This is a genomic window from Gluconacetobacter dulcium, assembly GCF_014174165.1.
GTDB classification, from domain to species: Bacteria; Pseudomonadota; Alphaproteobacteria; order Acetobacterales; family Acetobacteraceae; genus Gluconacetobacter; species Gluconacetobacter dulcium.
The window spans coordinates 152,056-172,213 of the sequence record NZ_JABEQN010000002.1; the positions used below are offsets into that span (position 1 = coordinate 152,056).

Annotated in this window: 16 protein-coding genes; 11 read left to right on the forward strand and 5 right to left on the reverse strand. The window is 66.7% G+C overall.

Annotated elements, in window-relative coordinates:
• Positions 1-59 precede the first annotated feature (59 nt).
• The 4 genes from HLH25_RS02345 to msrA all read left to right on the forward strand — a co-directional run bounded on the left by HLH25_RS02345 (position 60) and on the right by msrA (position 5,458).
• Positions 60-1,493 (forward strand): TolC family outer membrane protein, encoded by a 1,434-nt coding sequence (locus HLH25_RS02345; protein ID WP_182972538.1) that lies wholly within the window; start codon positions 60-62, stop codon positions 1,491-1,493.
• A 52-nt stretch (positions 1,494-1,545) separates the two neighbouring features.
• Positions 1,546-1,950: a hypothetical protein gene (locus tag HLH25_RS02350; protein WP_182972539.1), complete on the forward strand. Its 405-nt coding sequence runs from the start codon at positions 1,546-1,548 to the stop codon at positions 1,948-1,950.
• Between the two features lie 137 nt (positions 1,951-2,087).
• On the forward strand, positions 2,088-4,784 hold the full coding sequence (locus HLH25_RS02355) for a valine--tRNA ligase (protein ID WP_182972540.1): 2,697 nt from the start codon (positions 2,088-2,090) through the stop codon (positions 4,782-4,784).
• A gap of 101 nt (positions 4,785-4,885) precedes the next feature.
• Entirely contained in the window at positions 4,886-5,458 is a 573-nt protein-coding gene (gene msrA, locus HLH25_RS02360; protein WP_182972541.1) for a peptide-methionine (S)-S-oxide reductase MsrA, read from the forward strand.
• 10 nt (positions 5,459-5,468) lie between these two features.
• Here msrA and HLH25_RS02365 read toward each other — a convergent pair whose 3' ends face one another.
• Genes HLH25_RS02365 through HLH25_RS02385 form a run of 5 tightly spaced genes read right to left on the reverse strand, consistent with a single transcriptional unit; the run spans position 5,469 to position 11,123 of the window.
• Positions 5,469-6,830 (reverse strand): ABC transporter ATP-binding protein, encoded by a 1,362-nt coding sequence (locus HLH25_RS02365; RefSeq protein WP_182972542.1) that lies wholly within the window; start codon positions 6,828-6,830, stop codon positions 5,469-5,471.
• Positions 6,831-6,850: 20 nt separating this feature from the next.
• A complete protein-coding gene (locus HLH25_RS02370; RefSeq protein WP_182972543.1) occupies positions 6,851-8,578 on the reverse strand; it encodes an ABC transporter permease in 1,728 nt (575 codons plus the stop codon).
• 36 nt (positions 8,579-8,614) lie between these two features.
• Positions 8,615-9,073 carry a dUTP diphosphatase gene (gene dut / locus HLH25_RS02375; protein ID WP_182972544.1) on the reverse strand — a complete coding sequence of 153 codons (459 nt, stop codon included), beginning with the start codon at positions 9,071-9,073 and terminating at the stop codon, positions 8,615-8,617.
• On the reverse strand, positions 9,070-10,326 hold the full coding sequence (gene coaBC, locus HLH25_RS02380) for a bifunctional phosphopantothenoylcysteine decarboxylase/phosphopantothenate--cysteine ligase CoaBC (RefSeq protein WP_182972545.1): 1,257 nt from the start codon (positions 10,324-10,326) through the stop codon (positions 9,070-9,072). The genes dut and coaBC overlap by 4 nt, the downstream gene beginning before the upstream one ends.
• Before the next feature lie 2 nt (positions 10,327-10,328).
• Complete coding sequence (locus HLH25_RS02385; RefSeq protein WP_182972546.1) at positions 10,329-11,123, reverse strand: class I SAM-dependent methyltransferase; 795 nt, start codon at positions 11,121-11,123, stop codon at positions 10,329-10,331.
• Positions 11,124-11,152: 29 nt separating this feature from the next.
• On the opposite strand from HLH25_RS02385, the gene mutM reads away from it, so the two are divergent.
• The 7 genes from mutM (at position 11,153) to HLH25_RS02420 (ending at position 20,140) form a co-directional block, all read left to right on the forward strand.
• Positions 11,153-12,025, forward strand: coding sequence for a bifunctional DNA-formamidopyrimidine glycosylase/DNA-(apurinic or apyrimidinic site) lyase (gene mutM / locus HLH25_RS02390; RefSeq protein ID WP_182972547.1), 873 nt, complete (start codon positions 11,153-11,155; stop codon positions 12,023-12,025).
• 139 nt (positions 12,026-12,164) lie between these two features.
• Positions 12,165-12,434, forward strand: coding sequence for a 30S ribosomal protein S20 (rpsT, locus tag HLH25_RS02395; RefSeq protein WP_114728253.1), 270 nt, complete (start codon positions 12,165-12,167; stop codon positions 12,432-12,434).
• A gap of 432 nt (positions 12,435-12,866) precedes the next feature.
• Positions 12,867-14,306 carry a chromosomal replication initiator protein DnaA gene (gene dnaA / locus HLH25_RS02400; RefSeq protein WP_182972548.1) on the forward strand — a complete coding sequence of 480 codons (1,440 nt, stop codon included), beginning with the start codon at positions 12,867-12,869 and terminating at the stop codon, positions 14,304-14,306.
• A gap of 152 nt (positions 14,307-14,458) precedes the next feature.
• On the forward strand, positions 14,459-15,583 hold the full coding sequence (dnaN, locus tag HLH25_RS02405) for a DNA polymerase III subunit beta (RefSeq protein WP_182972549.1): 1,125 nt from the start codon (positions 14,459-14,461) through the stop codon (positions 15,581-15,583).
• A 22-nt stretch (positions 15,584-15,605) separates the two neighbouring features.
• Complete coding sequence (gene recF, locus HLH25_RS02410; RefSeq protein WP_182972550.1) at positions 15,606-16,769, forward strand: DNA replication/repair protein RecF; 1,164 nt, start codon at positions 15,606-15,608, stop codon at positions 16,767-16,769.
• A gap of 43 nt (positions 16,770-16,812) precedes the next feature.
• Complete coding sequence (gyrB, locus tag HLH25_RS02415; RefSeq protein ID WP_375288948.1) at positions 16,813-19,284, forward strand: DNA topoisomerase (ATP-hydrolyzing) subunit B; 2,472 nt, start codon at positions 16,813-16,815, stop codon at positions 19,282-19,284.
• Between the two features lie 40 nt (positions 19,285-19,324).
• The gene (locus tag HLH25_RS02420; protein WP_246401022.1) at positions 19,325-20,140 is read left to right on the forward strand and encodes a DUF3108 domain-containing protein; all 816 of its coding nucleotides are present in this window, start codon (positions 19,325-19,327) and stop codon (positions 20,138-20,140) included.
• Positions 20,141-20,158: the final 18 nt, after the last annotated feature.

Here is a 20,158-nt window from a genome sequence, read left to right on the forward strand (position 1 = left end):
TATTCTTTACCTGGAAATGCGATACCCAACCCCGGATGGCATTTCCAGGGGAGGGGCGAATGAAGCGCGGATGCGGAATCGGGGCGGGTCTGGCTGCCCTGTTATGCAGTTCGGCCGCGTGGGCGCAGCGTTATGACGGTAGCGGTTCGCCCAGTTTCGTTCCCCATACGTTGCAGGAGGCCATGGCGGCGGCCTACCTGACAAACCCGACCTTGCAGAAGGAACGCGCGACCCTGCGCGCGACCGATGAACAGGTGCCCACGGCGTTGGCCGGCTGGCGGCCGACCGTGACCAGCAACGCCGGCATGAGCTATTTCTCCGGCGTCAATCGCGTTTCGGCACAGGATGGCTATGCCGGGTATGACCGGAAATATGACGTTCCGGGTTATACCGCCGGGGTCACGATCTCGCAGCCGCTCTATTCTGGCGGGCGGACGACGGCGAGCACTCACAAGGCCGTCAATGCGGTGATGGCCGAGCGGGCACGGCTGATCGCGACCGAGCAGCAGGTCTTCAGCGACGTGGTCAGCGCCTATGTGGGCGTGATCGAGAACGAACAATTGCTGCAACTCAACATCAATAACGAAAAAGTGTTGCAGGAGCAGCTTCGGGCGACCTCGGAGCGGTTCCGGGTCGGTGAAATTACGCGGACCGACGTGGCGCAGGCCGAAGCGGCCCTGGCCAGTGCCCGCGCCGCCCGGCAGGAGGCCGAGGGCACCTTGCAGACCGCCCAGGCGACCTATGCCCAGGTGATCGGCATGTCGCCGCCGCCCAATCTGGTGCCGCCGCAGCCGCTGGTGCTGCCGGCGCGTTCGCAGAACGAGGCGATCGCCCAGGCGGTGCAGAACAATCCGAACGTCATCGGGGCGCTGTTTACCGAGGCGTCGCAGAAGGATGCGGTCGGCGTCGCTTTGTCCGCGATCATGCCGAAAATCTCCGCCCAGGCGAGCTATTCGCGGGCCATCAACCAGAGTAGCGGCCGCTCTCTGATGGACGACAAATATGCGACGGTGAATATCCAGTTTCCGCTCTATCAGGGCGGGTCGGAATATGCGGCCGTGCGGCAGGCGCGTCAGCAGGTGTCCGAGGCGCATCGCGCGGTGGATATCGAACGCCGGGCGGCCATGCAGCTTGCCTCGTCGAACTGGCAGCAACTGGTGGCCTATACGGCGGCGATCAAGAGCAACCGGATCGCCATTTCCTCAAACATCCTTGCCCTGGAGGGGGTCGAACGTCAGGCGATCGTCGGCACCAGTACCACGCTGGAAGTGTTGCAGCAGCAGCAGACGTTGCTTCAGGCGCAGGTGGCGCTGGTGCAGAGCCTGAGCAACCTCGTGACCGCATCCTATGGGGTGGCGGCCGCCATCGGCCGGCTGACGGCGCAGGACCTGAAGCTGGACGTGCCGCGCTATGACGAGACCGCCTATTACAAGGCCGTCAAGGACCAGCTATGGGGAATAAGCGATCGGGCGGAGAACCAGCCGGGGCGGTGATGCTCTTCCGGCGTCTGCCGGGTAATGGTGACCGGGGGACGACATGGCCGGGATGGCGCGCCGAAACATGGTCCTGCTGGTGCTCGTGATGTCGGCGGCTTCGGGTGCTGTCGCCGCGCGACCGGTGCGGCGACCCTTCGACCCCAATCTCTATGTCGCCATTCCGTCGCGGGCCGCGCCGGTGGCATCGTCCTTCACCGCCTCATCGCTGCCGGATGGCGGGGGAGAGCGGGTGGATGTCGTGGGCAAACGGACGGTCTATGAAGCCGCGCCGGTTCCCGATGAGCAGGTCCGCAAGCCGGCCGGGGACGATGAGTTCGGTATTCCGCTCGGTCCGCTGGGCACGTTCCGTTTAGGCGGCGGCGAGCCGGACCCGCATCATGATCCGGTGACGGGGACTTATCTGGCGCCCTTCGGCGCGTCGTATGAAGGGTCGAGCCCCCTGATGACGCGCTGAAAGCGTGTCTGGCAGGGTGTGTCGGCGGCGGTTCGACGCGCGGCGTTTCTTTCGGGGCTAAGTTCGCTATAAGCGGCGGACCGGCGGGGTGAACCCTGTCCGGGCCATTGTCCTTCATGCTCAGGTCTGGTTTTGCGATGCTGAACAAGTCTTTCTCGCCCGGCGAGATCGAACCCGTCCTCTATGCGGAATGGGAGCGCGAAGGCGCGTTCTCGGCCGTGCCGGGCAGCAGCGCGCAGCCTTACACGATCATGATCCCGCCGCCCAACGTGACCGGCACACTGCATGTGGGCCATGCGCTGACCATGACGTTGCAGGACACGTTGATCCGCTGGCGGCGGATGCAGGGCCGGGACACGCTGTGGCAGCCGGGTACCGACCATGCCGGCATCGCCACCCAGATGGTGGTGGAGCGCACGCTTCAGAAGGAAGGTACCAGCCGGCAGGCGTTGGGGCGGGAAGCCTTCGAGCAGCGCGTGTGGCAGTGGAAGGGTGAATCGGGCGGTGGCATCACGACCCAGCTTCGGCGCCTCGGCGCCTCGCTGGATTGGCCGCGCGAGCGCTTTACCATGGATGAGGGATTGTCCAAGGCGGTGCTGGAGGTGTTCGTCACCCTGTATCGCGAGGGGCTGATCTATCGTGACCGGCGGCTGGTGAACTGGGACCCGGCGTTTCGCTCGGCGATTTCCGACCTGGAGGTGGATAACCGCGAGGTGCAGGGAAGCCTGTGGTATATCCGCTATCCCGTTGCCGATGATTCGGAAGGGCGGACCATCACGGTTGCGACCACGCGGCCGGAGACGCTGCTGGGCGACATGGCGGTGGCGGTGCATCCCGAGGACGAGCGTTACGCCGGTCTGGTGGGGCGTTTTGTGGTGCTGCCGCTGACCGGGCGGCGGATTCCCATCGTGGCCGACAGCTATTCCGACCCCGAGAAGGGCAGCGGCGCGGTCAAGATTACGCCTGCGCATGATTTCAACGATTTCGAGGTCGGGCGGCGGCACCAACTGGCGATGCCCAGCGTGCTGGACGAGGACGCGCGCGTGACGTTGGCGGAAATCGCCGACGACCTGCATGCGGTGGAGGGGCTGGCCGATCCTGCCTTTACGCGCGGGCTGGAAGGGCTGGGGCGCGACGAGGCCCGCAAGGCCGTGGTCGCCGAACTGGAGCGTCTGGGCTGGCTGGAAAAGATCGAGCCGCATCGCAACCAGGTGCCGCATGCCGAGCGCAGCGGCGCGGTGGTGGAGCCGCGCCTGACCACGCAATGGTATTGCGATGCCGCGACGCTGGCCGGGCCCGCCATTGCGGCGGTGGAAACCGGGCAGGTGCGCTTTGTGCCGCAGCAGTGGGAGAACACGTTCTTCGCCTGGATGCGCGATATCCAGCCCTGGTGCATCAGCCGCCAGCTCTGGTGGGGGCATCGCATTCCAGCATGGTACGGGCCGGACGGGCATGTGTTCGTGGCGCATGACGAGGCGCAGGCGCTGGATCAGGCGCGGGCGCATTATGGGCGCGACGAGGTGCTGACGCGCGACGAGGACGTGCTGGATACCTGGTTCTCGTCCGCGCTGTGGCCGTTTTCCACGTTGGGCTGGCCGGAAAAGACGGCGGATCTGGCGCGTTACTACCCGACCGACGTGCTGGTGACGGGGTTCGATATCATCTTCTTCTGGGTGGCCCGGATGATGATGATGGGCCTGCATTTCATGAAGGACGTGCCGTTCCGCACCGTCTTCATCCATGGGCTGGTGCGTGACGAGCGCGGCCAGAAGATGTCCAAGAGCAAGGGCAACGGCATCGATCCGCTGGATATGGTCGATCAGTACGGTGCCGATGCCCTGCGCTTTACCGTCTGTGCGCTGACCGGGTTGGGGCGGGATGTCAAACTGGGACAGAAGCGGATCGAGGAATACCGGTCGTTCGTGACCAAGATCTGGAATGCCGCGCGGTTCTGCGAAATGAATGGCGTGGCTCCGGTTGCGGATTTCCGGCCCGAGAGCGTGACTTCGCCGCTGGGCCGCTGGCTGCTGGACGAGGCCGCGCGCGCGGTGGCCGATGCCGACGCGGCGTTGGAAGCCTATCGGTTCGATGAATATGCCGCCGTCTGCTATCGGTTCGTCTGGAACTGTTTCTGTGACTGGTTCCTGGAATTCGCCAAGCCGGTGTTCAATGGTGCGGACGAGGCTCTGGCGGCCGAGATCCGGGCGGTCGCGGCGCATGTGCTGGGGCTGATCCTGCGGCTGTTGCAGCCGATCATGCCGTTCGTGACCGACGAGTTGTGGGTGCAGTTTGGTTTCGGGGCGCGTGGCAGCCTGATGACGGCGGCCTGGCCGGTGCCGGAACGCCCTGCGGATGCGGCCGAGGCCGTGGCGGAACTGGATTGGGTGGTGCGCTTCATCTCCGCGATCCGGACCGTGCGGGCGGAAATGAATGTGCCGCCTTCGCGTCTGGCGCCGGTGCTGCTGCGCGATGCCGATGACCGGACCATCGCGCGGGCGGCGCGCTGGGCGGAGGCGATCGGCCGTATGGCGCGGGTGTCGGAGGTTGAGCCGCTGACCGGCGAGATGCCGCGCGGGGCCGCGCAGCTTGTGGTGGACGAGGCGACGCTGGTGCTTCCGCTGGCGGGCATCATCGACCTGGACCAGGAGCGGCAGCGGCTGGAGAAGGAACGCGGCCGGCTGGATGGCGAGATCGTGAAGGTCGAGCGCAAGCTGGGGAATGCGGATTTCGTTGCCCGCGCCAAGCCTGAGGTGGTCGAGGAAAATCGCGAGCGTCTGGCGCAGTTCCAGAGCGAGCGGGCCAGGGTGGAGGCGGCGCTGGGGTATCTGGCCTGACCCTTGTCACGTTCCCTTCGTCATGAGTGCTTCTCTTTCAATCCATGCCGGGAGGGCACATCTTCCTTGGAGACGGTGCGAATCCGGCACGGGAGAGAGAGATGACGAACGCGACGAAGGGGCATGACCCATCCTGGCAAACCGCCTATCTGGCGGGTGGCTGTTTCTGGTGTACCGAAGCGGCGTTACGTGAACTGGCCGGTATCGAGGACGTGGTGCCGGGTTATGCGGGTGGCGATGTTGCGAGCCCGACATATGAGCAGGTGTGCACCGGCCGGACCGGCCATGCCGAACTTGTCCGCGTAACGTTCGATCCGGATGTGCTGTCCTATGCCGATCTGTTGCGGATTTTCTTTACCATCCACGACCCGACGACGCTGAACCGGCAGGGCGAGGATGTGGGGACGCAATATCGTTCGGCCATCTTTTACGCGACGCCGGAACAGGAGCGGGTGGCGCGTGCGGTGCGTGACGAAATCGCGGCGGCGCGGTTGTGGCCCGATCCGATCGTGACCGAGATCCAGCCGCTGACGACGTTCTACGAGGCCGAACCCTATCATCACGATTACTTCGCCAAGCATCCGGAGCGCGGCTATTGCGCTGCGGTAATCGCGCCCAAGGTGGCGAAGGTGCGGCGGCTGTTCTTCGACCGGCTGGCGCTGGCCCGCTCGTGATCGCAGGGGGTTATTCGGTCTCGTCGTCCAGGAAAAGCTGGTCCGCTTCCTCGTCGTAATCGAACAGTTCGGCGTAGCGCGCCCAGCCGATCAGGGTTTGCAGGGTCTGCTTGGCGTAGTCGGGGGACATGCTGTCTTCCAGTTCCTCGCGGAACCGCTCGGCGCTGGCGCGGTGGTTGGGCCGTTCGTCCAGCACCGAGCGGATCACGCGGACCAGCGGGACGTTGTGCAGCAGGCTGTGCCAGAGGATCTGCCGCCGTTCGTCGTGGCTGCTCTGGACGAAGCGCGCGCCTTCGGCCGTCAGCAGGATGTCGCCATCCTCCAGTTCGGCGAATTCCAGCAATTGCAGCGATTCGCCCAGCGGGAAGAGATCGTCCAGCGCCAGTTGCAGGCGCGAGGCGAGGAGCGGCAGGTCGGCCCTTCCGTCCAGCGGGTCGGCGGCCAGGGTTTCCATCATGCCGACCATCGTGTTCATCGGCAGGTCGGGCAGGGCGATCTGGATCGGTGCCGTGGGCTGCGGCGCCGTTTCGCCGATGGGGAGTTCGGCTTCGGAGACGATCGGGGCGCGGCGGGTCATCAGCGCGTAGATCTGGTCGACCAGTTGGCGGAACGCGGGATCTTCGCGGTTGCGGGGGTGGGCGAAGGGGACCGCCAGTTCGTGCGCCACGCGGCCCGGATTGGAGGAAAAGACCAGGATGCGGTCGCACATCAGGACCGCTTCCTCGATATTGTGGGTGACCAGCAGCATGGATTTGACCGGCAGCTTGCGCTCCGCCCACAGTTCGATCAGGTCGGTGCGGAGGTTTTCCGCCGTCAGGACGTCCAGTGCCGAAAAGGGTTCGTCCATCAGCAGCAGGTCGGGCTGGACGACGAGCGCCCGTGCGAGACCCACGCGCTGGCGCATGCCGCCCGACAATTCCTTGGGATAGGCGTTTTCGTAGCCGCCCAGGCCGATCAGGTCGATCGCGGCTTCGGCCAGGCGGTCGCGCTCGGCGGCGGCGATGCCCTTGGCTTCCAGCCCCAGCTCCACGTTCTTCTGCACTGTCAGCCATGGGAACAGGGCGAAGGACTGGAACACCATCGCGATGCCGGGGACCGGCCCGGAGACCGGGCGGCCCTTCCACAGGATGCTGCCTTCGGTGGGCGGGAGCAGGCCGGCCACGATGCGCAGCAGTGTCGATTTGCCCGAGCCGGAGCGGCCCAGCAGGCCGACGATCTCGCCCGAGCGGAGGCTGAGCGTCACGTCGTCCAGCACCACAAGATCGGCCGCGCCGCCCTTGTGGTAGGCCTGGCGGCAGTCGATGACGCGGATCAGGTCCTCCTGGTCCTCGACCTGGGGCGTGGGGGCCGAGGGGGAAGGCGAGAGGGTCATGGCGCGGTCCCGGATGATGGTCAGACGAAGGCGAAGTGGCGGCGGGCGTAATCGGCCAGCGGACGCCACACCGCGCGATTGAACAGCAGGACGAACGCCGCCATGACCGTCATGCCCAGCCCGACATGGGCGGTGTCGCCCGCCACCGTGGCGTGGGCGATATAGGCACCCAGCCCGTGGGCGGCCAGATGGTCGCTGCCCCAGCTTGCGACCTCGGCGGCGATGGCGGCGTTCCACGCTCCGCCGGAGGCGGTGATGGCGCCGGTGATGTAGTGCGGCAGGATGCCCGGCAGGGCGGCCCGCAGCCACCAGAGCGGGCCGCGCACCTGAAGGCTGCGTGCGACCTCCAGCAGGTCGGCGGGGTAGGACGATGCGGCGGCGACCACGTTGAACAGGATATACCACTGGGTGCCGAGGATCATCAGCGGCGTGAGCCAGATATCGCTGCTGAGATGGTAGTGGACGATCAGCACGACGAAGATGGGGAAGAACAGGTTGGCCGGGAAGGCGGCCATGAACTGGGCCACGAACTGCGTGCGTCGGGCGCGGGTGGGGTCGAGCCCCAGCCAGATGCCTGCGGGTACCCAGACCAGCGAGGCCAGCAGGACCATGGACACCACCCGCAGCAGCGTGAACGTGCCGAGTTCGACGACATGCAACAGTTCAAGCGGTGCGAAGGTGGCCCGCGCATAGATCCAGACCTGCCACAGGGCGAGCAGGCTCAGCCCGGCCAGCAGGGCGGTCCAGCCCCAGTCGAGCAGGCGGGACGGGAGGATGGGGCCCTGGCGGACCTCGTGGGGGCGGCGGCCCAGGGGGAGCCCGCCGATGGCGGTCAGGCCGTCGCCGATGGCGTCGGTGATGCGGCGGAGCAGTGCCGTGCGGCGCAGCAGGACCAGCATCCACGGGTCCGACGCCGGGGTGGCATCCGACGACGCGGCGCCGAAGCGCGCGGACCAGGCGACCAGCGGCCGGAACAGCAACTGGTCGTAGGCCAGGATGACCACCAGCATGGCCAGGATGGCATACAGCACGGCCCACAGGTCGCGCTGGGCGATGGCGGTGCCGACATAGGAGCCGATGCCGGGGAGCAGGATATCGGTGTTGCCGACCGTGATCGTCTCGGAATAGACGACCATGAACCAGCCGCCGGACATGGAGACCATGGCGTTCCAGACCAGCCCCGGCACGGCGAAGGGGACGTCCAGCCGCCAGAATTTCTGCCAGGACGTGAGGCCGAAGCCCCGGGCGACTTCCTCCAGATCGGGCGGGACGGCGCGGAGCGACTGGTACATGCTGAAAGCCATGTTCCAGGCCTGGCTGGTGAAGATGGTGAAGATCGCCGCCAGTTCGGCCCCCAGGATGCGGCCGGGGAACAGGCCCATGAAGAAGACGACCGTGAAGGTGAGGAAGCCCAGGATCGGCACCGATTGCAGCACGTCCAGCACCGGCACCAGGATCAGCGCGGCGCGGCGGCTCTTGGCGGCCCAGACGGCGTAGGTGAAGGTGAACAGCAGCGAGGCGCCGAGGGCCGCGAACATGCGCAGGGTGGTGCGCACCGCATAGCCGGGCAGCCAGGCGGGATCGAGATGGATCACGGCGGCATTGGGCGCCGTGATGGGCGCCAGCATGTGGCGCCCGGCCGTGGCCAGCAGCACGGCCAGCCCCAGCATGCACAGCAGGGCGGCCAGGTCGAACAGGTTGGGCCGGCTGTCGCGGGATAAAAAGGCGGGAAGCCAACGCGCCGTCATGAGCCTCTTTCCTGTCTGCCCAATGCCGCCGGCCCGTCAGGCGGTGCCGGTGCTGCCGAAGCCGCCCGAGGCGCGGGAGGTTTCGTCGAGGCTCTCGGTTTCCTGCCAGGCGACGCGGACCACCGGGGCCAGCACGGCCTGGGCGATGCGCATGCCGCGCGTGATGTCCAGCGGCGCATCGCCCGTGTTGAGCAGGATGACGCCGATTTCGCCGCGATAATCCTCGTCGATCGTGCCGGGCGTGTTGGGCAGGGTGATCCCGTGCTTCAGCGCCAGGCCCGAGCGCGGGCGGATCTGCAATTCATAACCGGGCGGCAGGGCGATGCACAGGCCGGTGGGCACCAGCAGGCGGGCGCCGGGGGCGAGTGCGACCGGTTCGCGCACCGCCGCCAGCAGGTCCATGCCGGCGGCGCCCGCCGTGGTGTAGCCTGGAAGGGGGAGGTCGGCCGCGTGGGGCAGGCGGCGGACGGCGACGGAAACGATGGGGGCGGTCATGAGGCACTCCGGCCGGTAGCGGAAACGGGGGGGAAGAAGGCGGCGATCCGGTCGGCCAGATGGGTGGCCACGGCCTGCTTGGTCATGCGGGGCCAGTGCTCCGCGCCGTCGCCGGTGATCAGGGTGATTTCGTTTTCCGTGCCGCCCATGATGCCGGTTTCCGGCCGCACGTCATTGGCCACGATCCAGTCGCAGCCCTTGCGCTGACGCTTGGCCGTCGCGTGCTGCTCGACCGTATCGGTCTCGGCGGCGAAGCCGATGACGAGGGCGGGGCGGCTGGCGCCGGGGGTGGAGAGTTCGGCCAGGATGTCGGGGTTGGGCACCAGCGTCAGGACCGGGGGTGGGGCGCCGGTGGTCTTCTTGATCTTGCCGGTGGCTTCGCTTGCGACGTGCCAGTCGGCGACGGCGGCGGCGCACACCGCGATGTCGCAGGGCAGGGCGTCTCGGCAGGCGGCCAGCATCTGCCTGGCCGTTTCGACCCGGTGGAGGGTGACGCCCGCCGGCGCAGGCAGGTCGACCGGCCCGCTGACCAGCGTGACGCGCGCGCCCAGCGTGGCGAGGGCCGTGGCGATGTCATAGCCCTGGCGGCCGGAAGAGCGGTTGGCGAGGTAGCGGACCGGGTCGATCGGTTCGTGGGTCGGGCCGGCGGTGACCAGCGCGTGCCGGCCGGCGAGCGGGCCGGGAGCGGCCGTGCCGGCGAGGTGGCGGAGAATGGCTTGGGCGATGGCGGGTGGTTCGGCGAGGCGGCCGGGGCCGGTTTCGTTGCAGGCCATCAGCCCGATTTCCGGCCCGACCACGGCGACGCCGCGGGCGCGCAGGGTGGCCAGGTTGGCCTGGGTGGCCGGATGTTCCCACATGCGGACATTCATCGCCGGGGCGATCAGCACCGGTTTGTCGGTGGCCAGCAGCAGCGTGCTGGCCAGGTCGTCGGCCAGTCCGGCGGCCATGCGGGCCATGATGTCGGCGGTGGCGGGGCAGACCACCAGCAGGTCGCCGGAGCGCGAGAGGGCGATGTGGCCCATCTCGTTCTCGTCGGTCAGGGAGAACAGGTCCTCGTACACCTTTTCGCCGGTCAGGGCCTGGAGGCTGAGCGGGGTCACGAACTGCCGGCCGGCCGCCGTGAGCACGGTGCGCACGCGCAGGCCCGCGCCCGTGAGCAGGCGGATCAGTTCCAGCGTCTTGTAGGCGGCGATTCCCCCGCACACGATCAGCAGGACCGTGCGGCCGCCGATCGGGGCGGGGGCGGCTTGCATCGTCAGATCCGCCAGCCGGAATGGATGGCCGCGATGCCGCCCGACAGATTGCGGACCGTCACATGTTCCAGCCCCGCATTGCGCATCATGCCGGCCAGGGTTTCCTGGTCGGGGAACATGCGGATGCTCTCGGCCAGATACTGGTAGCTCTCGCGGTCGCCGGCGATGGCGGCACCCATGCGCGGCAGCACATGGAACGACCAGGCGTCATAGACCGGCGAGAGGGCCGCGACCTGCACGCGGGAGAATTCGAGGCACAGGAAACGCCCGCCCGGACGCAGTACGCGCCGGGCCTCGCGCAGCACGGCGTCCTTGTCGGTGCAGTTGCGCAGGCCGAAGGCGATCGTGACCCGGTCGACGGAGCGGTCGGGCAGGGGGATGGCCTCGGCGTCCACCACGGCGAAAGTCAGGCTGGAGATCAGCCCGCGTTCCAGCGCCCGGCTGCGCCCGACGGAGAGCATGCTGGCATTGATGTCGGACAGGATGGCCCGGCCGCCGCCGGCGCGCAGCCAGCCGAACGAGATGTCGCCCGTGCCGCCCGCCAGGTCGAGCAGCGTGAGGTCGGGGTGGGCGCCCATTTCGGTGACGAAAATCTTCTTCCAGGCCCGGTGGATGCCCAGCGACATGACGTCGTTCATGATGTCGTAGCGGGTGGCCACGCTGTCGAACACGGCGCGCACCATCGGCTTCTTTTCGGCCAGGGGCACGTCACGGAAGCCGAAATCGGTCGTCTCCGCGCCGGAGGGAGGGGCGCCGGCGGCGTCGGGGATGGCGGAGGGCTTGGTATTGTCGGTCATGGTTCAGGGATATAACCTCAGATCCACTCATGCCGGAACTCCCTGAAGTCGAAACAGTGATGCGTGGGATGCGGTTGCATCTCGATGGCAGGACGATCGCCCGTGTGACGGTGCGGCGCGAGGGGATGCGCACGCCCTTTCCGCCGGACCTCGCCCGGCGGCTGGAAGGCGCGCGGATCCGCGGGTTTGCCCGCCGTGGGAAATATATCCTGATGCGGCTGGATACGGGCGAGAGCATGCTGCTGCATCTGGGCATGTCCGGGCGGGTGCTGCTGTCGCTGCCCGGCAAGGCGCCCGCGCCCGACCGGCACGAGCATCTGTCGTTCGAAACCACGGATGGCACGCATTTCGGCCTGATCGACCCACGGCGCTTCGGCACCGTGGATATGATGCCGACGGCGGATGAGGGAACGCATCGGCTGCTGGCCCGACTCGGCCCCGAGCCGCTGGGGAACGGATTTTCGCAGGCGTGTCTGCATCAGGCGATCGCGCGGCGGAAGACCTCGATCAAGGCGGCGCTGATGGACCAGTCGGTGGTGGCGGGCATCGGGAATATCTATGCCTCCGAAGCCCTGTTCCGCGCCGGCATCCATCCGGCGCGGATGGCCTGCGGGTTGGACGCGCCCGAGGAGGCGCGGCTGGTCGAGGCGATCCGCGCGGTGCTGGAGGAGGCCATCGCGGCCGGCGGATCAAGCCTGCGCGACTATGCGCAGCCGGATGGGGAACTGGGCTATTTCCAGCATGCCTGGCGGGTCTATGGTCGTGCGGGGCAGGGATGCCCGGATTGCCCTGGCGGCAAGGTCTGCGGTGGGGTGGTGCGGATCGAGCAGGCGGGACGTTCGACCTTCTTCTGCCCTCGGCGGCAGGTGCTTCCCGTCGGCGCGCCGATCGCGGCCGGTTGATTGGCATGGCAGTATTTCCTGCCGTGCGGAAGAGTTGTCTTGACGGGGGTGGAGGGCTTGGACTAGATCGCCACCCTGATCTGGATGTCCGAGGCCTGCCGGCGACGGACCTCGTAACCATATTTTTGAACTGAGAAACATGGCGAACACTGCTTCCGCGCGTAAGCGCATCCGTCAGAACGAGCGCCGCAATGCGCGCAACACGGCGCGCGTTTCGCGCATGCGCACCTTCGTGAAGAAGGTCGAGGCGGCGATCGCCTCGGGCAACAAGGAAGAGGCGACCAGCGCCCTGCGTGCGGCCCAGCCGGAAATGCAGCGCGCTTCGGGCAAGGGCGTGATCCACGCCAACACCGTTTCCCGCAAGATTTCGCGCCTGTCGGCGCGCATCAAGGCGCTCGTCGCGGCTTGATTGTCTGCGTCGGCTGGTATTGTTGAAATCCGGCAAGTAGACGCATAGAATTCGGCAAAAGGCCGTTCCTCTCTTTCAAGGAGGGGAGCGGCCTTTGCTTTTTGTGTAAAAGTTCCGGCTGATTGCTTCAGGTTCCCGTGACTGGTGCTGTTGTGTGTGGCGGGGGAGATTTTCCCGTTCCGCCGGCCCAGTTTTCCGTTGCCTCGATCGGGCCGGTGACCTATCTTCTGCTTCTTCATTCCGAGACGACTGAGCAGGACATCGTGGCCGCGCCTTTTTTGGTGCCGGGCAAGGGAGGCTTGTTTTCCTTTGCGTGGCGGGCTGGCGGCAGGTGGATTGCGTGGGATCATCGGTATGACGGAGACGGAAAACGCAGGGACGGATCTTCCGCATGATCGGAAGGGTACCGTCTCCATGGGACCGGGATGGAACATGACGGGCGAACTCAGTGGATATGATGCCGTCGCGGAAGCCCGGTCGGTCCGGAATGTTCTCGACATCCACTGGTCGCGGATCTGTTCACGCCTGCAAGCCGAGGTTGGCGAGGTCGAGTATCGCACCTGGCTGAAGCAGATCAGCATTGGTCCGGTCGATGGCGACGAGATCACGCTCAATCTGCCGACCCGCTTTCTGCGCGACTGGGTGCGTACGCAGTATGGCGACCGGCTGAGTGCGCTGTGGAATGCCGAACTGCCGTCGATCCGCCGGGTGGAATTGCAGGTTGGGCGGGCTGAGCCGGTTGCCGATCCGGCGGATGCGGGCGAGGGTGGCGGTTCGGCCGATGCCGCGCCGGTTGCCGCCGTGGACGAGCGGGTGGCCGAGGCGCGCAGCGAGCTGAGCCGGCATGACCTGGCCGCGCCGCTGGACCCGCGTTTTACCTTCGATACGTTCGTGGTCGGCAAGCCTAACGAATTTGCCTATGCCTGCGCCCGCCGGGTGGCGGAGCGGCCGTCCAGCCCCGGTTTCAATCCGCTGTTCCTCTACGGGGGCGTCGGGCTGGGCAAGACGCATCTGATGCATGCCATCGGCTCGGAACTGACGCGGGGCGGCAAGGTCTCGGTGGCGTATATGTCGGCCGAGAAATTCATGTACCGCTTTATCGCCGCGATCCGCTCGCAATCGACGATGGAATTCAAGGAACAGCTTCGCTCGGTCGATGTGCTGATGATCGACGACCTTCAGTTCCTGATCGGCAAGGATAATACGCAGGAAGAGTTCTTCCATACGTTCAACGCGCTGGTCGATGCCGGGCGGCAGATCGTGGTTTCCGCCGACAAGTCGCCGTCCGACCTGTCGGGGCTGGAAGACCGGCTGCGCACGCGGCTGGGATGCGGCATGGTGGCCGACATTCATGCCACGACCTTCGAACTGCGGATCTCGATCCTGGAATCGAAGGCGGCGGCGTCGGGTGTCGCGGTGCCGGCCAAGGTGCTGGAATTCCTGGCCCACAAGATTACGTCGAACGTGCGGGAACTGGAGGGCGCGCTGAACCGCCTGATCGCCCATGCCAATCTGTTCGGCCGGCCGGTGACGCTGGAAGCGACGCAGGATGTGCTGCACGATATCCTCAAGGCCCATGACCGGCGGGTGACGATCGAGGAAATCCAGCGCAAGGTGGCCGAGCACTGGAACATCCGCCTGACCGACATGTCCTCGGCCCGGCGTGCGCGCGCGGTGGCGCGGCCCCGGCAGGTGGCAATGTATCTGGCCAAGCAGTTGACCAGCCGGTCTCTGCCGGAAATCGGGCGCAAGTTCGGCAACCGCGATCATACGACCGTCATGCACGCGGTGGCGCGAGTGACCGAGCTGATGGAGCGGGATACCGCGTTCGCCGAGGATGTCGAACTGCTGCGCCGCATGCTGGAAAGCTGACGGGCCGCCGCTGGATCGCCCGGCGGGGCTTTGCGCGGCCGGGCGGGGACTGCTAGAATCACGGGACCGAAGGTCATATCTGGCAGTCCGGGCGGGTAGCCGGGGCGGCCATGATCCCGGTGGCGTATGCCGGGCAAGGAGAGTCTGTACCTATGAAGCTGAAGGCTGACCGCGCGACATTGCTGAAGGCTCTGGCGCATATCCAGAGTGTCGCCGAGAAGCGGAATACCATTCCGATTCTGGCCAATGTTCTGATCAATGTCGCGGATGGTCGGCTGACGCTGACGGCGACCGATATGGAAATCGCGGTGGTCGAGGAAATCGGCGCCGAGACGGCCCGCAATGGTGCCGTGACCGCGCCTGCCGCCGTGTTGCATGAGATCGTCCGCAAGCTGCCTGACGGGGTGGGGGTCGAACTGGACCATGCGGGCGGCGATGCGCCGCTGGCATTGCGGGCCGGGCGGTACACCACTAGCCTGAATGTGCTGGATGTGGACGATTTTCCGTCGATGACGGCGGGCGATCTGCCCAACCGCTTTACGGTGGCGGCCGCGGTGCTGCGCGGGTTGATCGACCGCACGCGCTTTGCGATCTCGACCGAAGAGACGCGCTACTATCTCAACGGCATCTTTCTGCATGTTGCCGCCGGCGATACCGGGCCGATGCTGCGTGCGGTGGCGACCGATGGGCATCGTCTGGCGCGGGTCGAGACCGAGGTTCCTTCGGGGGCGGAGGCGATGCCGGGCGTGATCGTGCCGCGCAAGACGATCGCCGAACTGCGCAAGCTGCTCGATGAAGGCGCCGAGGATGTGGTGGTCGGTCTGTCCGACACCCGTATCCAGTTCTCGGTGGGGCCGGTGACGCTGACCTCGAAGCTGATCGACGGCACCTTCCCCGAATATGACCGGGTGATTCCGCGTGGCAACGACCGGGTTCTGCGCGTGGGGAAGAAGGATTTCTCCGACGCCGTTGCCCGCGTCGCCGCGATCAGCCAGGAACGCTCGCGGCCCGTCAAACTCTCGATCGGGCGCAATCTGCTGACGCTTTCGGCGATCAGCCCCGACCAGGGGACGGCGAAGGAAGAACTGGACGAGAACTACGTGACCTACGATGCCGACCCGATGGAGATCGGCTTCCAGGCGCGTTATCTGAACGACATTACCGACCAGATCGACCGTGACGTGGAATTCCTGTTTTCCGACAGTTCCGCCCCGACCATCGTGCGTGATGTCGCCAGCCCCTCGGCGCTGTACGTGCTGATGCCGATGCGGGTCTGATCGCGGGGGCGCTGGCCGCATCATGGCGCGCCTCGAGCGGCTGGCGCTGACGGATTTCAGGAATTACGCGCGTCTGGTCTGGCGGCCGGATGCGCCGGTCAATGTCATTACCGGCGAGAACGGCACCGGGAAAACCAACCTGCTGGAGGCTTTGTCCCTGCTGGTGCCGGGGCGGGGCCTGCGTGGCGCGCGCGGTGCCGAGATGGCGCGGTACGGCACGCCATTATGGGGTGTGGCGGCGCGTTTCGTCGCGCCGGACGGAGTGCCGTCCGACCTTTCCACCGGCAGCGATCCCGTGCGGCCCGAACGCCGGGCCTTTCGGCGCGACGGCGAGGCCGTGCGCGGGCGAGGGGCGCTGGCCGATTCCCTCTCGGCCGTGTGGCTGACGCCGCAGATGGACCGGCTGTTTCAGGACGGGTTGCCTGGCCGCAGGCGGTTTCTGGACCGGTTGGTGGTGGCGCTGGAGCCCGGCCATGCGCGGGAACTGGCGGCTCATGACCAGTCGGTGACGCAGCGCAATCGGCTGCTGGCCGGGGGACGTGCCGATGCGGCGTGGCTGGCGGCGCTGGAGGATTCGGTGGCGCGGCATGCCGTGGCCGCGACGGCGGCGCGGCTGGTGCTGACGGATCGGCTGAACGCGGAAGGGGGGCTGGGGGCGCCGGAAGGGTTTCCCGCGGCGCGGCTCGACCTGCTGTGCCCGATCGCGGAGCAGTTGCGCAGCCGCCCGGCGCTGGCGGTGGAGGACTGGTTGCGCGACCGGCTGGCGGCCGGCCGGGCGGCGGATGCGGCGCGGGGCGGTGCCGGCATGGGCGCGCACCGCGCCGACATGGTGCTGTCGGACCGGGCCAGCGGCCGGCCGGCGGCGCAGGCCAGCACCGGCCAGCAGAAGGCGCTGCTGCTGGGGGTGGTGCTGGCCCATGCGGCGTTGATGACGCGGCATCGGGGAGAGGGGCCGGTGATCCTGCTGGACGAGCCGCTGGTGCATCTGGACGAGCGGCGGCGCGAGGCGCTCTTTCGCAGTCTCGACGGATTTGACGGCACGGTTCTGATGACCGGGACCGATGCCGACCTGTTTTACCCGCTGCGCGGTCGCGCGGCGTTCTGCACGCTGTCGGACGGAGTGCTTCGGCCCGAAGGGGGAATTCCCCCGGCCGATGCTGGTTCGATGGACCCGAAGCCTGTATGATCGTGGCGTTCGACCACGATCCTGTCTGGAGCATCTGCCCGGTATGTCCGATCCATCCAATCCCGCTCAGAAACCCGATGCGGACATGAGCGGGACCTTGCCCGAAGAATCGGACTATGATGCCGCTTCCATTTCCGTCCTGAAGGGACTGGACGCCGTTCGCAAACGGCCCGGCATGTATATCGGCGATACCGATGACGGGTCGGGCCTGCATCATATGGCCTTCGAGATCATCGATAACGCGGTCGATGAGGCCCAGGCCGGATTCGCCACCAGTTGCATCGTGACGCTGAATGGCGACGGCAGCGTGACGGTGCGCGACAACGGGCGTGGCATCCCGACCGACATGCATATCGAGGAGGGAGTCAGCGCGGCCGAAGTGGTGCTGACCAAGCTGCATGCCGGCGGCAAGTTCAACCAGAATTCCTACAAGGTGTCGGGCGGCCTGCACGGTGTGGGCGCCGCGGTGGTCAATGCCCTGTCCGAGTGGATGGAAGTGCGGATCTGGCGCAACGGGCAGGAGCACATGATCCGCTTCCAGCATGGCGAACGCGATGCGCCGCTGGCGATCATCGGGCCGAGTGCCGAGCCGCGCGGCACCCAGGTCACGTTCAAGCCGAGCGTCGGGACCTTCAAGATCACCGAGTTCGATTTCGCCATCCTGGAACGGCGGATGCGTGAACTCGCGTTTCTCAATTCCGGCCTGGAGATCATCTTGCGCGACGAGCGGCATACGCCGACGCGCGAGGAGAATTTTCACTATGAAGGCGGTCTGTCCGCCTTCGTGTCGTGGCTGGATCGGGGGAAGAGTTCGATCGTCGATCCGCCGATTACCGGTAGCCTCCAGAACGAGGAAAACGGCATCAAGGTCGAGTTCGCGCTTTCGTGGAACGACAGTTTCCATGAGACGATGCTGTGCTTCACCAACAATATTCCGCAGCGCGACGGTGGCTCGCATCTCGCCGGGTTCCGGCAGGCGCTGACCCGTGTCGTCGGCAAATATGCCGAAAGCAACGCCAGCAAGAAGGACAACCAGTCGCTGGTGGGCGAGGACATGCGCGAGGGCATGACGGCCGTGCTGTCGGTGAAGGTGCCGGACCCGAAATTCTCGTCGCAGACCAAGGACAAGCTGGTTTCCTCCGAAGTGCAGCCCGTGGTGCATGCGGCGGCGGCGGACATGATCGCCCACTGGTTCGAGACCCATCCGAAAGAGGCCCGTGGCATCGTCGCGAAGGTGATGGATGCGGCGGCGGCGCGCGAAGCGGCGCGGCGTGCCCGCGAACTGACGCGGCGCAAGGGGGTGCTCGATGTCTCGTCGCTGCCGGGCAAGCTGGCGGACTGTCAGGAACGCGATCCGGCGAAGTCGGAACTGTTCATCGTCGAGGGTGACTCGGCGGGTGGCACCGCCAAGCAGGGGCGCGACCGGCGTTTTCAGGCGATCCTGCCGCTGAAGGGCAAGATCCTGAACGTGGAGCGCGCGCGCTTCGACCGGATGCTGGGCTCGGCCGAAGTCGGCACGCTGATTACCGCGCTGGGGACCGGGATCGGCCGGGGCGACGTGGACCAGGGCGGGTTTTCGATCAACAAGCTGCGGTATCACCGCGTCGTCATCATGACCGACGCGGATGTCGACGGGTCGCATATCCGCACGCTGCTGCTGACGTTCTTCTTCCGCCAGATGCCCGAACTGATCGAGCGCGGGCACCTGTATATCGCCCAGCCGCCGCTCTATCGCGCCAAGCGGGGCAATGACGAACGCTACCTGAAGGATGACGCGGCGCTGGAGCAGTATCTGCTGGACAAGGCGCTGGCCAATGCGTCGATGCGCTATGCCGACGGGCGGGTGCTCCAGGGGGCGGAACTGGCGGCTGAAGTGCTCTTTATCCGCGATGTGACGCGCGCGATCCAGCGCCTGTCGGTGCGGGCGCCGATCTGGATTCTGGAACAGGCGGCGGTGACCGGCGCGCTGAGTGCCGACACGCAGGTGGTGCAGGGGCGGGTGCCGACCTTGCAGGCGCGGCTCGACGAGGTTTCGCTGCCCAATGAGCGGGGCTGGAAGGTGACCGCCACGGCGGAATCCGGGCTGGAAATGGCGCGGAGTGTGCGCGGTGTGGGCGAAATCTATCGCCTGGACGCGGCGGCGCTGCGCAGTGCGGAGGTTCGCTGGCTGGCCGAGCGCGGGGAGCGGCTTGGGGCCGATTTCGCGGCGTCGGTCGAACTGACGCTGGATGGCACGGCACGGACCTCCGCCGGCCCGGCCTCGCTGTACGAACGTATCCTGGCGCAGGGGCGGCGTGGGCTTTCGATCAACCGTTTCAAAGGGCTGGGCGAGATGAACGATGCCCAGCTCTGGGAAACGACGCTGGACCCGGCCATGCGCACGCTGTTGCAGGTGAAGGTTGGGGATGTGGAGAATGCCGAACAGGTCTTCTCGACCCTGATGGGCGACGTTGTGGAGCCGCGCCGGGATTTCATCGTCGGCAATGCGCTCAAGGTTGCCAATCTGGACGTCTGAGGCAGGCGATTTCCATTATGTTGTGTCGTGGAGAGCAGTGATGCGTCTGTCACGTAAGATCGCGGCGCGGGGACTTCCCGCGCTGGCTCTGGCGGCCATGCTCGGTGCGTGGACGCCGGTTGTTCAGGCGGCGGAGGCGCCCGCGTCCGGGCAGATCGTCCATACCTATGGCGTGTTCAATCACGGCTTTCGGGCGCTGACGATTGCGGCGCGCTATGCCGTGACGCCGGATGGTTATGCCGTGCGGTCGACGATCCGCAGCGGCGGCCTGCTGGGGCTGCTGGTGCATATGAACGTCACCTCGCAGGCGACGGGGCGTTTCGTGCCCGATGGGGTGCAGCCGCTGACCTATGACAGTGCGGGCTATTCGCGCGGCGAGGATCGGCATGTCGTGCTGGATTACAGCGGCGGACAGACGCATATCGCGCTCCAGACCCCGCCCGAGCCCAGTCGCGACCCGATTCCGGCCGCCGATCTGGCACCGGCGATGGATTCGCTCAGCGCATTGATGCGGCTGCAACAGGCGGTGCGGGCGCATCATCAGTGCGACGGGTCGGCGACCGTGTTCGATGGGGCGCGGCTGCTGCGGATGGATGCCCATACGGTGGGCATGCAGGACATGGCGCGCGATTCCCGTCAGCCTTATCAGGGCGCGGCGTTGCGCTGTGATTTCAGCGACATGCAGATTGCCGGGTTCCGCAAGAGCGACGGGCCGGGTTCGGCGGCCCGCAAGCCCGTGAACGGCTCGGTCTGGTTTCAGGATGTGCCGGGCGATGGGCTGACGATCGTCCGCATCGCCTTCGACCATCCGAAGCTGGGACATTTGACGGTGATGCTGTTGCCGGATGCCGCTTAGGGCGTTTTCTGACGCCCC